Source organism: Actinocorallia lasiicapitis (assembly GCF_054778695.1).
Genome location: NZ_BAAGZI010000148.1, coordinates 1 through 12,770, shown reverse-complemented (window position 1 = coordinate 12,770; position 12,770 = coordinate 1). Strand labels below are relative to the sequence as shown.

Sequence of the window (12,770 nt, the reverse complement as noted above, 5' to 3'; positions counted from 1 at the left end):
CCTCCCCCACCCTCCACACCACCCTCACCAAACTCCTCACCACCCTCACCACCCAGCCCTCCATCACCGAGCAGCCCACCCCCGCCGAACCACCCAACATCGCGGAAGAGCCCACCGACGCAGAACCGCCCATCGTCACGGAAAGCGCACCTCCCGTCGCGGAGCAGCACACCCCCGAGACGCACCCCGACGATGCGGAAGCACCCGCCTTCGCCGAGCCGCACGCCACTGAGGCGCAGGCCACCGATACGGAAGCACCCGTCGTCACGGAAGACGCGCCTGCCACCGCGGAGCAGCACACCCCCGAGACGCACCCCGCACCCATCGAAGAACCGTTCGTCGCGGAGCAGCCCTCCAGCACAGGGCAGCGCGGCGACACGGAAGCACCCGCCATCGCCGAGCCGCATGCCACTGACGCGCACGCCACCGATACGGAAGCTCCCGTCGTCACGGAAGACGCGCCTGCCGTCGCGGAGCTGCGCATTCCTCAGGTGCGCGACGACGTGGAAGTGCCCGGCGGCACGGATGGGGTGCCTGCCGTCGCGGAGCAGGACGGTCCTGGGGAGCGGTCGGCAGTCGTGGAAGCGTCTGGCGTCACGGGGGAGGTGTCTGGCCTGGTGGGGCAGGGTGCGTCCGGGGGGCGGGCTGCTTTTGTGGGAGTGGCTGGTGGCGTGGGGGCGCGGGGGGATATGGGGGCTTGGGTGGCGGCTTCGGAGTGGGGGGTCAGGAAGAGAGGGCGGGGTAAGGGGGCGGTGGTGTGGGGGTTGGCGGTGGTGGTCGTGTTGGTGGTGGTGAGGAAGATCTGGAACGGGAAGCGGTAGACACCCGGGGCGGGTTCGGGGGCGGAGCGTGAGGTTGCTGTTACGGTCGGCAATCTCAACACTCCGAAAGGTGAGATCGTGGACGTAGTCGAGATCGAACGGGCCGTCGCCCTTGAAGACGGCAACTGGTGGTACCAGGAGCGCCGCGCGATCATCGCCCGTGAGCTGCGCCGGCTGCCGAAGGCCGGGCACGCGCTCGACCTGGGGGCGGCGGGCGGCGGGAACACGCGGGTGCTGCTCGACCACGGGTGGACGGCCGTCGCCACCGACTTCTCGCCCGAAGCCGTCGAACACGCCGTCGCCCGCGGCCTCGACGCCGTCCAGGCCGACGCCCGCGACCTGCCGTTCCCCAGCACGTCGTTCGATTTCGTCCAGTGCCTCGACGTGATGGAGCACATCGTCGAGGACGACCAGGTCGCCTCCGAGATCGCGCGCGTCCTGCGCCCCGGCGGAACCGCCCTCATCTCGGTGCCCGCCGACATGCGGCTGTGGTCGGCGCACGACGAGTCACTCGGCCACGTCCGCCGCTACACGCGCGAAGGACTCGCCTCCGTCCTCACCGGCGCAGGCCTCGTCGTCGACGATCTACGCAGCTGGAACGTCCTGCTGCGCCCCGTCGCCGCCGTCCGCCGCAAGAAGGCCACCGGCTGCGACCTCGAACAGCTCTCCGCCCCGGTCAACGCCGCGCTCCTCGCGATCGTCCGCGCCGAACGCTACCTCCCCCTGGGCAAACTGCCCGGCATCTCACTCTTCGCCCGAGTCCGCCGCCCCCGCTGACCGGCACGCCCGGGAGGACGTCACCCGTCGCGGCGATGTCCTCCCGAGCCCGTCCGGCCCGATGTTCCGCCGCGATCCCCGCCGCCTCAACGGCGCAGGGCCTCCACCGGTTCGATGTGCCCGGCCCGCCAGGCGGGATAGAGACCCGCCAGGACGCCCGTGGCCGCGCCGATGAGCGGAGCGGGCAGCACGGTAAGCGGTTCGAGTACGGGCGTCCAGTCCTGGACGATCGCGGTCGTCACGACGGCGGCGATGCCCAGGCTGGTGCCGATCAACCCGCCGAGGAACCCCAGAGCAGCGGATTCCGTCAGAAACTGGGCGGCGATATGGCGTCGGCGGGCGCCGAGGCTGCGACGCAGCCCGATCTCCCCGGTGCGTTCCAGGACCGCGACAAGGGTCGTGTTGGCTATGCCGACCGCGCCGATGACGAGACAGATCCCGGCCAGAGCGAGGAAGAGGACGCCCACGATCTCGTCCTGAAGAACACGACCCGCGTCCTCGCCGGATCCTGACCCACGGGAAACCGCCCGCCCCCGCCCCGTCAATCACACCCCGCCTCGGTTACCGACCTCGGCCCGCCTGGGTGTCGTTGCGGGAGGGGCACGCCTGCGGGAGGGCGTCGACCCTGGTGCCGATGCCCTCCCGCTGTCAGCTCTCGTAGTGGTAGCGGCACTGTGCGATCAGGATGGCGGCTTCGGTGGCCTTGTAGATCAGCCTCTGCTCGTCATTGATCCGTCGCGACCAGAAGCCATGTTTGAGGGGCTCTGGCTTGCCCAGGCCCTCGTTGCCGCTCCGCGCGACGTCACCGATCAGCATGTTGATCCGCTTCAGCATCTTGCGGTCCTGCTGCTGCCACCACGGCAAGCCCGGGAGGACGTCGCGTTTTGCGCGATGTCCTCCCGGGTGGGACGGGGCTGCTTGTGTGGAGGGGCTAGTTGCCGACTGCGATGGAGAAGGCGGGGCCGCCTACCTGGGTCCAGGTGGTGCCGGACCTGGTCCAGCGCATGACCGCGTCGCGGTTCGGGCTCAGGCCGTAGATCTCTCCGTCGGCCACGGCGAACTGCTCGCCGCGGTTGCCGATCTTGGTCCAGCTGTTCGGGGTGCCGTTGTACTTGAAGATCTCGCCGGTGCTCGGGTTCGTGGCGAACAGGCCCGCCCATCCGGCGTACAGGTTCCCGGCCGAGCCGCCGATCCTGGTCCAGCTCGTCCCGGAGCCGTTCCACTGGAAGACCGCGTTGTGGTCGGGGCTGGTCGCGTACAGCTTGCCGCCGCCGACGACGAACTGGCCGCCGGGGCCGCCGACCTGCGTCCAGCTGTCGGGCGTGCCGTTGTAGCGATAGATGTTGCCGGTGTCGGGGTTGGTCGCGAACAGCCCGCCGTCGCCGCCGATCAGATCGGCGGACCTGCCGCCGACCCTGATCCATGACGTGCCGCCCTGCCACTTGTACACGCCGCTGCCGTCGGAGGAGAGGCCGAAGAGCTGGTCGCCGGCCACAGCGAACCGACGGGCCGGCCCGCCGACCTTCGACCAGCTGTTGGGCGTGCCGTTGTAGCGGAACAGATCGCCGTTGGCCGGGTTGGTGGCGAACAGCCCGGCGCCGCCGGTGATGATGTCGCCCGCCGGACCGCCGACCTTGGTCCAGACGCTGTTGAAGCCCGAGTACATGAAGACGCCGTCCTTGTTCGGCGACTGCGCGAACAGGTGGGTGCCGCCCCGGGCAGGGATGGAACCGTTGAAACGGGCCGGCGCGTAATCCCCGGGCGTCGAGTCGTACGGGTAGGGGATGTGCCGTTTGACGACGTTGCGGTTGCCGGACAGCTCCGTCCCCACGTACGAGCTCTGGTTGGGGCTGTCCCAGTGGTCGAAGATGACCACGTGGCCGTTGTCGCCCGCGTCGTCGTCGAGCAGGACGTCGCCCGGCTGCAGGTCGCCCTTGGAGATCCACCGGGCGGTGCCGGACGGGACGTAGCTGGTGGTGTCCATGCCCGGGGCGCCGAGCCCCCAGGCCATGGAGACGAAGCCGGAGCAGTCGGTGCGGTATCCGTTGTACCTGCCGCCGCCGTTGTAGATGATGCCCTGGCCGAGCCAGGAGTCGGCGCGCGACAGGATCGCGTCCTGGGTGATCGGGGCCACCGCCGCCAACCGCTGCACCTCCGTCGAGGTCGCCTTGTTCCCCTTGAATCCTACGTTGGGTCCCTGGCCGACCGCGGGCTTGGACGGCTGTGCCGAAGCAGCCGGCGACACGGCGATCGGGGCGAGCAGGAGCGTCGCCGTCAGGGCGAAGCCGATCCGCTTGGTGGTGCTCATCGGTCTCCTTGCGTTGGGGTTTCTCGGGCACCGCCAGTCGAACAGACATGATTGTCTTTTTGAAGAGAGACGAGCATCACAGTCCCGGCCGCTTACCTGACTCAGCGGATGTCGATCTTTTCTCCCCCATGTCAGGGACGTGCGGGGCAGGCTCACCGCGCGACCCCCACAGCCGTGTGACATGGGCCACACGAAGGGACGACAACTAGTTGACGACCTTGATCTGGTGGGAGCCGAAGTAGGCGGCGACGGCCCAGGCGATCCAGTCGGGGCGGCCCGGGCGGCTCGGGTGGGGTTCGCCCAGTTTCTGGATGGGGAGGCGGCGGTAGGTGATCGGTTCGCCGGCCGCGACCTGGTGGGTGATGTGCTGCTGCTGGGCGTCCCAGGCCCGGGCGCGGGACGCCATCTCGCGGGCCGTGGACTGAAGGGCGAAACCCCAGCTCACGGCCGCGATCAGGACCACGATCGCGGCGGCCGGACGGGCCAGGGACAGGGCGCGGCCGCGGAGCAGGGCCGCCGACTGGTAGCCGCACCAGAGCAGCGCGAGCAGCCAGAGGAACGCGAAGTTCGCCCAGATCCGGTAGAAGATCCACGCTTGGCCGCCGAACCCGTAGCGGACCCCGCACTGCACCCCCACCGTGACGGCCGCCGCCACCAGCACCGCCCACCAGCACGACGCCACCCGCCGGGAAGGCCGCGCGGCGAGGCCGAGCAGGAGCCCCACCGCGAACACCCCGTAGAACGACGGCCGGGTGAAGTACGCGCCGAGCGCGTGTTCGGACGCGGCCAGCCCGTCCCGGAAGACGTCCGGGGAGAACCCGCTGCCGCGGTTGCGCTGCCGCAGCGCGAGCCCCGGCGTCGACTGCAGGAACGCCATCCCCGCCCCCGCCCCGACGATCAGCGCGAGCCCGAATCCGTCCAGCCGCCGCCGCACCACCTGTCGCGCCACGAGCGCCCCACCGACCGCGAGGCAGGTCACCACCGCGGGTTCGCTGACCGTCGCGATGACCGCCGCTGCCGCCCCCGTCACCCAGAGGCAGGTCCGCTCGCCGCCGCCCAGCCGCCACGCGCACAGCAGCACCAGCACGATCTGCGGCACCACATGGGTGATCACCCCGGCCGCCCAGTACAGGGTCTGGTACGGGAACGGCTGACCCCAGAAGAACGCGAGCGTGACGAGCACCGCCGCCGCCCACGCCCCCCACCGGCTCTCCGCCCCGACGGCGCGCAGCGCGTTCCGCACGAGGAAGTACAGCGCGACCGCCAGCCCCACCACCACGACGGCCGGCAGCAGCCGCATCCCGAGCTCCGGGTCGGCGTAGACGACCCCGGCGATGAGCCCGTTCCCCACCCGCCCGGTCAGCCGCAGATAGAACTCCTCGACGATCCCGGTCACCCCGCCGCGCTGGGCGAAGACCGCCAGCCGGTAGTCGTCGGACGTGGGCCGCACCAGCAGCCCCAGCAAGCACGTCGCGACGAGCAGCGCCATGACCGGAATGGTGAGGAGGATCCTTCGCATCCGCCCATGCTCGGCTCCCGCGAGCAATTTCGGCAATACGACAATTTTCGCCATTCCTACCATTCTCCTCAGCGTAAATCTTTCTTTGGGTCTCCCCGTCCCTCCTGGTGAGCCCATGGTGAACACTTAGAGTTTGCTGTGGTCACGAGCTGTTGTCGTCCCCCTCCTGAAAGAGGAGTCCCTGTGCTCGATGTCGTGAAAGCGGTTATTCCGGCTGCCCGCCCGGAAATTGGCGAAGCCGAGATAGAAGCGGCGGTCCGGGTACTGCGCAGTGGTTCTGTGGTGCAAGGACCCGAAGTCGCGGCGTTCGAAGCGGAATTCTCCGCATTGGTCGCGGGACGCCACTGCGTCGCCGTCAACTCCGGCACCTCCGCGCTCCATCTGAGCCTGCTGGCCCTGGGCGTCGGCCCCGGCGACGAGGTGATCGTCCCGTCGTTCTCGTTCGCGGCGACCGCGAACGCGGTCCGGCTGGTCGGCGCGGTCCCGGTCTTCGCCGACATCGAACCGGACACCTTCAACCTCGACCCCGAAGCGGTCCGCGCCGCGATCGGCCCGCGCACCACGGCCGTCATCCCCGTCCACCTGTACGGGCATCCGGCCGCGATGGACCGGCTCGTCCCGCTGGCCGCCGCCCACGGGCTCGCGATCGTCGAGGACGCCTGCCAGGCCCACGGCGCGCAGCTCGACGGCACCCCCGTCGGCGCGTTCGGCACCGGCTGCTTCAGCTTCTACCCGACCAAGAACATGCACGCCCTCGAAGGCGGCATGGTCACCACGGACGATCCGGCGCTCGCCAGGACCCTGCGGCTGCTCCGCAACCAGGGCATGGAGCAGCGCTACCAGAACGAGATCGTGGGCGCGAACCTCCGGATGACGGACGTCAGCGCCGCGATCGGCCGGGTCCAGCTCGGCAAGCTCCCCGCCTGGACGTCCCGCCGCCGCGCCAACGCCGGCCACCTCACCGCCGGGATCACCACCGCGACGACCCCGGCCGTCCGGCCGGGCGCCGAGCACGTCTTCCACCAGTACACCGTCCGGCTCCCCGACCGCGACGCCGCCCAGCAACGCCTGACGGAGGCCGGGATCTCCTCGGCCGTCTACTATCCGACGCCGATCCACCGGCTCCCCGCCTTCGCCCTCACCCTCGACCTGCCGGAGACCGAGCGGGCCGCCGCCGAGGCGCTGTCGCTGCCAGTCCACCCCGCCCTGTCGGGCGACGATCTCGACCGGATCGTCACGGCCGTCAACGAGCTGGGGGGCCGGGCATGACGCTGCGCGCGGGCCTGATCGGCCTCGGCTCGATGGGCCGCAACCACGCCAGGGTCCTGTCGAGCCTGGACGGGGTCGACCTGGTCGGCGTCGTCGACCCGGTCGCGGGCGGTGACGCCCTCCCCGACCTCGACTCCCTGCTCAAGCTGGGTATCGACTACGCCGTCGTCGCCTGCCCGACCGCCCTCCACGAGGAGGTCGGCCTGCGGCTCGCCGACGCCGACGTCGCCGCCCTCATCGAGAAGCCCCTGGCCCACTCGGTGGCCGCCGCCACCCGCCTGGTCGCGGCGTTCGAGAGCAAGGGCCTGGTCGCGGGTGTCGGCCACATCGAACGGTTCAACCCGGCCCTGCAGAACATGCGGACCCGGCTGGAGGCGGGCGAGCTCGGCGAGGTGTTCCAGGTCGTCACCCGCCGGCAGGGGCCGTTCCCCCACCGGATCGCGGACGTCGGCGTCGTCAAGGACCTCGCCACCCACGACATCGACCTGACGAGCTGGGTGACCGGCCAGGAGTACACCTCGATCTCCGCCAGGACTATCTCGCGCAGCGGCCGCGAACACGAGGACATGGTCGCCGTGGTCGGGCAGCTGTCGAACGGCGCGATGGTCAACCATCTCGTCAACTGGCTGAGCCCGCTCAAGGAACGCTCGACCGTGGTCACCGGCGATCTGGGCTGCCTGGTCGCCGACACCCTCACCGCCGACCTGACGTTCTACGCCAACGGCGCCAGGAACACCGAGTGGGAGGCGCTGCGCGCGTTCCGCGGGGTCAGCGAAGGCGACGTGGTCCGTTACGCGCTCGCCAAACGCGAACCCCTGCTCATCGAGCACGAACGGTTCCGGGACGCCGTCCTCGGCCGCCCGTCGGAGATCGTCACGCTGCGGCAGGGGCTCCGCACCGTCCAGGTGTCGGCGGCCGTCCTGGATTCCGCGGAAGCCGGTTCCACCGTTTCCATCCCGTCGGCGCGAATCAGCGCCTGACCTCGCTGGAGTGCCTTTCCCATGACCTCATCCAACCGCCCGCGCCTCGCCGTGATCGTCGCGAACGGCATCACCGGCGACTCACGGGTCCAGAAGTCGGCGCTGGCCGCCGCCAGGGACGGCTGGGACGTCACCCTGATCGGCCGTTCGCCCACGGACTACCAGACCCACTCCTCGATGGGCGCCGTCGAGATCATCCGGGTGCCGGTCCAGCGGCGGATGCGCACCCGGGCGGCGCGGTCGAAGACCACGACGAGCCTGCGGTCGCTGGTCGCCAAGACCACGGCCGCCGAGCTGGCCGAGTACGAGAGCGCGCACCGGGCGTGGGTGCGTGAGCAGTCCGCCCGGATCGGCTGGACTTACAGCGGTTCCCAGGTGCAGGCGCTGGACCGGGTCGCGCGCCGCGCCTGGATCAAGGTGCGCGGCAAGGCGCACGCGTCGGTGGTCAGCCTGTCGCGCAAGGAACTGCGGAAGGCGAAGGCGGAACGGCGGCCGTCCGGCGACTGGCGGGAGGACTGGCCCGAACTACTCGACCTGGAGCTGGCCTTCGGCCCCGTCATCGAGAAGCTGGCGCCCGATCTGATCCACGCCAACGACATCACGATGATCGGGGTGGCGGCGCATTCGGCGGCACGGCTGCGCGCCCGCGGCCGCTCCTGCGCCTGGATCTACGACGCCCACGAGTACGTGCGCGGTGTCGACTGGCCGACCCCGATGCACACCTCGGCCTATATCGGGGTGGAGAACGAGTTCATCGGACGGGCCGACGCGGTCGTCACCGTCTCCCCCGAGATCGCCGAACTGATCCGGGACGATCACCGGCTGCCGGGGCTGCCGCTGGTGGTCAGGAACACGCCGATCCGGTCGTCGATCGGGGCGAGCGAGGTGTCGGTGCGGGCCGCCGCCGGGGTCGCCGAGGACGTCCCGCTGCTGGTCTACTCGGGCTGGATGGCCAGGGAGCGCGGGGTGGGGACTGCCGTCGCGGCGCTGACCGAGCTGCCGGAGGTCCATCTGGCGCTGGTGTCCGGGTTCGCCAACAAGGTCCTCGACGAGCTGCTGATCTACGCGAAGCAGCTCGGGGTGGACGAGCGGATCCATGTCGTCCCCTATGTCCCGCAGCACGCGGTGCCCGACTACCTTTCGTCGGCGGACATCGGGCTGATCTGCTCGCAGCGGACCATGAACTACGAGATCTCGCTGCCGACCAAGCTCGCCGAGTACCTGCACGCGGGGCTGCCGCTGGTCACCAGCGACGTCCGGACCGTGAAGGCTTATGTGGAGGGCAACGGGGTCGGGGTGACGTTCACGGCCGACGATCCGGTCGCGTTCGCCAAGGCCGTCCGGGAGGCCCTGGACTCCCGTGCCGAGCTGGCCGCGAACATCACCGAGCCGCTGCTCGCCGAGCTGTCCTGGGAGCAGCAGTCCGGTGGGCTGCTCGAGCTGTACCGCGAGCTTTCCGCGCGGACCCCGGAGGAGACCCGCGAGGAGCTCGGCTGGGAGATCGACGAGGTCGCCTGGCGGGGCAGGGCCGAACGGTCCAAGCACGGCTGGGTGCAGCTCAGCGCGACCCCCGTCCGGCTCGGGCTGGCGCCCGCCAACTACGCGGGCCAGCTCGGCTCGTTCGCCAAGGCCGTCACCGACGCCAGGCCGGACGTGTCGGCGGAAGTGCTGATGGTGAAGCGGTCGGGTTCGTTCGGCTATCCGGCCGACTTCTACCTCAACCCCGCGCACCTCAAGAACCCGGCCCGCCACCCCCAGCAGGTCGCGCGGGTCGTCGACCGGTACACCCATCTGATCGCCGACGCGTTCCAGCCGGTCTTCGGCACCCTCAACGGCGACTCCATCGCCGACGACCTGCCGATGCTCGACGCCGCCGGGATCAAGGTCGCGCTGCTCGCGCACGGTTCGGAGATCCGGCATCCGCAGCGGCATCTGGCGAGCTCGCCGCACTCCCACTACCGCAACGCGCCGCCCGGCGAACTGGCGGTCCTCACCGCGATCGCCGAACGGAACCAGCGGATCGCCCGCGAGTCGGGGCTGCCCGTCTTCGTCACCACACCCGACCTGCTCGACGATCTCCCGGACGCCGTGTGGGCACCGCTCGTCGTGGACGTCGACCATTGGGCGTGCGACCGGCCCGTCATGGAGCGGGCCCGGCCGATCGTGCTGCACGCCCCGTCACGGCGGTGGACCAAGGGCACCGATCTGGCCCTGCCGATCCTGTCGGAGCTGCACGAACGCGGCCGGATCGAGCTGCGGCTCGCCGAGAAGGAGTCGCGCAAGCGGATGCGGGAGCTGATCTGGGACGCCGACATCCTCGTCGACCAGTTCGGGGTCGGCGCGTACGGGGTGCTGGCGTGTGAGGGGATGGCGGCGGGCAAACCTGTCATCGCCCGGATCACCGACGAGGTGCGGCGGGTCGTCGATCTGCCGCTGCCGGTGGTCGACGCCACCATCGACACGCTCCGCGAGGCCGTCCTGCGGCTGGTCGACGACCGGGAGGGCACCGCCGCGATCGGCGCCCGCTCCCTGGAGTACGTGCGAACCGTCCATGACGGCCGTCGCACCGCCGAAGTCCTCGGCACGTTCCTCACCTGAGAACCGGAAGGGGGGTGGCCGCCCGGCCACCCCCCTTCCGTGTTTCAGCGCTCCATGTTTCAGCGCTCCATAGCCCCGATGACGCGCTCCCCCGCTTTGCCGTCCCCGAACGGCATCGCCCGGACGCCGTCCGGCGCCGCCCGCACCACCAGCTCGGCGAGGGACGCCGCACGCGGCTTCGGGACGAGCGTGTTCCAGCCGTCGACCATGGTCTCGGGCCATTCGGTCTCGGTCCGCAGCGTCGTGCAGGTGCGGCCCAGCAGGAACGCCTCCTTCTGCAGCCCGCCCGAGTCGGTGACCACCCCGCACGACCCGTGGACGGCCGCGACCATCTCCGCGTACGGCAGCGGCCGGCCGATCCGTACCGCGCCCCGCTCCAGCTTCACCCCCAGCTCGCCGGCGCGCGCCAGCAGCCGTGGATGGGCGAGCAGCGCCACCGGCACCGGCAGGTCGGCCAGCGCGTCCGCGATCTGCGTGAGCCGGTCGGGGTCGTCGGTGTTCTCGGCCCGGTGCACCGTCGCGACCAGGTAGGGCCCGGACGGGTCGACCGGCAGCGGGACGGGCCTCGGATCAGCCAGCACCGCGTCCCTGACGGCCAGGCAGACGTCCACCATCACATCCCCGACCAGCACCGACCGTCCCGCCAGCCCCTCACCCGCCAGATGCCGCATCGCGCCCTCGGTCGGCGCGAGCAGCAGGTCGGCGGCGTGGTCGGTGAGGATCCGGTTGTGCTCCTCGGGCATCGCCCGGTTGAACGAGCGGAGCCCCGCCTCCAGATGCGCGACGGGCAGATGCTGTTTCACCGCGCAGACGGCCCCGGCGAGTGTGCTGTTGGTGTCGCCGTAGACGAGCACCCAGTCGGGCCGCACCGCCTCGAGCACCGGGTCCAGCGCCGACATGATCGCGCCGGTCTGCTGCCCGTGGCTGCCGGAGCCGATCCCGAGATGGAAGTCGGGGTCGGGGATGGCGAGGCCGGAGAAGAAGACGTCCGACAGGTCGGCGTCGTAGTGCTGGCCGGTGTGCACGATGACGTGCTCGTGGTCCGTCCGGCCCATGGCCGCCGCGACCGCGCCGAGCTTCACGAGCTGCGGCCGAGCCCCCACCACGCTGAGCACCTTCAAGGCCACCATCTCCAGGACTAGTAGTCGGCTTTCGCTCGCAAAGGGTAGTGGAAAGCGATCGCATTCCGTTGCGCATCGGGTGCGGAGCGTGAGATAGCATCGCGGAAGCGCGAGGCCGACTCAGGCCCAGACGAGCGGGCGGATGAGATGCGGGCGGATGAGATGACTGCACCCGACGTGACCGTGGTGGTCTCGGTGTACAACACGTTGCCGTATCTCGAGGACTGTCTGGATTCGCTGCTCACGCAGTCGATCGGGCCGGGCCGGATGGAGATCGTGGCCGTCGACGACGGATCGACCGACGGCAGCGGCGAACTGCTGGACCGCACCGCCGACAAGTACCCCGACGTGCTGACCGTCGTCCACCAGGAGAACTCCGGCGGGCCCGCCGCGCCCAGCAACCGGGCGCTGGACCTGGCGCGCGGCCGGTACGTGTTCTTCGTCGGCGCGGACGACCGGCTCGGCCCCGAGGCGCTGGAGCGGATGGTGCGCCTGGCCGACGAGCGGGACGCCGACGTCGTCGCCGGACGGGTCATCGGGGTGAACGACCGGTACGTCCACCAGACCCTGTTCGACTGCGGCCGCGAAGAGGTCGGGCTGGCGGCGTCGCCGCTGGCGTGGTCGCTGGCGAACACCAAGCTGTTCCGGCGCGAGTTCGTCGAACGGCACGGGCTGCGTTTCCCCGAGGACCTGCCGGTCGGCAGCGACCAGCCGTTCACGATCGAGGCGTGCTTCCGGGCGGGCCGGGTCAGCGTGCTGTCCGACTACACCTGCTACTACGCGGTCCGCCGGGTCGACGCCGGCAACATGACCTACCAGGTCAGCCCGGTGCTGCTGCTGGACTGCACCGAACGGCTGCTGGACTTCACCGCCGCCCTGATCCCGCCGAGCGTGGAGCTGGAGTCGATCCGGCTGCGGCACTTCAGCTGGGAGGTCGCGAAGGTCTTCCGGCACGGGTTCCTCGAACTCGACCAGGCCACCCAGGAGCAGGTCTGCGCGCGGACCGCGGCCCTGATGGAACGGCATCTCACCCCCGAGACCAGGGCGAAGATCAAGCCGCTGCGACGGCTCCGGCTCACCCTCGCCGAGCAGGGCGACGTGGCGGCGCTCGTCGCCGCGATCCGGGCCGAGGCCACCGGCGCCCCGCCCCGCCAGGTGCTCTCCGACGGCCGGGTGCTGGCCGTCCCGGCGTTCGTGGGGGCGATCCGTCCGGACCTGCCGGAATCCTGCTTCACCCTGCCGGGCGCGACCCACCGGCACATCGCGCAGCGGATCGCGCCGCCGAACGTCGAGTTCGCGCCCCGCGCGCTGGCCCTGACCGTCGCCGTCGACCTGGTCGGCGACCGGGACGGCCGCAGCCCCGCCTCCCTGGCCGAC

11 protein-coding genes are annotated in these 12,770 nt (G+C 70.8%); 6 read left to right on the top strand and 5 right to left on the bottom strand.

Going from position 1 to position 12,770, the window contains the following annotated elements; translation table 11 throughout:
- Together ACYVE7_RS17785 and ACYVE7_RS17780 are read left to right on the top strand one after the other, a co-directional pair.
- Positions 1–821: hypothetical protein (locus tag ACYVE7_RS17785; protein ID WP_460365841.1), on the top strand; the 821-nt coding region annotated here is incomplete at its 5' end.
- A gap of 78 nt (positions 822–899) precedes the next feature.
- Positions 900–1,598 (top strand): class I SAM-dependent methyltransferase, encoded by a 699-nt coding sequence (locus ACYVE7_RS17780; RefSeq protein WP_460365840.1) that lies wholly within the window; start codon positions 900–902, stop codon positions 1,596–1,598.
- Positions 1,599–1,684: 86 nt separating this feature from the next.
- Here the strand turns inward: ACYVE7_RS17780 and ACYVE7_RS17775 are convergent, their stop codons facing one another.
- From ACYVE7_RS17775 to ACYVE7_RS17760, 4 genes are all read right to left on the bottom strand, one after another.
- Positions 1,685–2,065: an ABC transporter permease gene (locus ACYVE7_RS17775; protein ID WP_460365839.1), complete on the bottom strand. Its 381-nt coding sequence runs from the start codon at positions 2,063–2,065 to the stop codon at positions 1,685–1,687.
- A 181-nt stretch (positions 2,066–2,246) separates the two neighbouring features.
- A complete protein-coding gene (locus tag ACYVE7_RS17770; RefSeq protein ID WP_460365838.1) occupies positions 2,247–2,462 on the bottom strand; it encodes a Txe/YoeB family addiction module toxin in 216 nt (71 codons plus the stop codon).
- Positions 2,463–2,529: 67 nt separating this feature from the next.
- Positions 2,530–3,906, bottom strand: a complete 1,377-nt coding sequence (locus ACYVE7_RS17765) for a hypothetical protein (protein ID WP_460365837.1) — start codon at positions 3,904–3,906, stop codon at positions 2,530–2,532.
- 205 nt (positions 3,907–4,111) lie between these two features.
- Positions 4,112–5,425, bottom strand: a complete 1,314-nt coding sequence (locus ACYVE7_RS17760; protein ID WP_460365836.1) for a DUF6056 family protein — start codon at positions 5,423–5,425, stop codon at positions 4,112–4,114.
- Between the two features lie 138 nt (positions 5,426–5,563).
- Here ACYVE7_RS17760 and ACYVE7_RS17755 point away from each other — a divergent pair, with 138 nt between their 5' ends.
- Genes ACYVE7_RS17755 through ACYVE7_RS17745 form a run of 3 tightly spaced genes read left to right on the top strand, consistent with a single transcriptional unit; the run spans position 5,564 to position 10,272 of the window.
- Positions 5,564–6,694, top strand: a complete 1,131-nt coding sequence (locus ACYVE7_RS17755) for a DegT/DnrJ/EryC1/StrS family aminotransferase (RefSeq protein ID WP_460365835.1) — start codon at positions 5,564–5,566, stop codon at positions 6,692–6,694.
- The gene (locus tag ACYVE7_RS17750) at positions 6,691–7,674 is read left to right on the top strand and encodes a Gfo/Idh/MocA family oxidoreductase (RefSeq protein ID WP_460365834.1); all 984 of its coding nucleotides are present in this window, start codon (positions 6,691–6,693) and stop codon (positions 7,672–7,674) included. The genes ACYVE7_RS17755 and ACYVE7_RS17750 overlap by 4 nt, the downstream gene beginning before the upstream one ends.
- 21 nt (positions 7,675–7,695) lie before the next feature.
- The gene (locus tag ACYVE7_RS17745; RefSeq protein WP_460365832.1) at positions 7,696–10,272 is read left to right on the top strand and encodes a glycosyltransferase family 4 protein; all 2,577 of its coding nucleotides are present in this window, start codon (positions 7,696–7,698) and stop codon (positions 10,270–10,272) included.
- A 59-nt stretch (positions 10,273–10,331) separates the two neighbouring features.
- Here the strand turns inward: ACYVE7_RS17745 and wecB are convergent, their stop codons facing one another.
- Positions 10,332–11,402, bottom strand: coding sequence for a non-hydrolyzing UDP-N-acetylglucosamine 2-epimerase (gene wecB / locus ACYVE7_RS17740; protein WP_460365831.1), 1,071 nt, complete (start codon positions 11,400–11,402; stop codon positions 10,332–10,334).
- A 153-nt stretch (positions 11,403–11,555) separates the two neighbouring features.
- Between wecB and ACYVE7_RS17735 the strand changes: the two genes are divergently transcribed.
- A partial coding sequence (locus ACYVE7_RS17735) for a glycosyltransferase family 2 protein (protein ID WP_460365830.1) occupies positions 11,556–12,770 on the top strand: 1,215 nt, incomplete at its 3' end.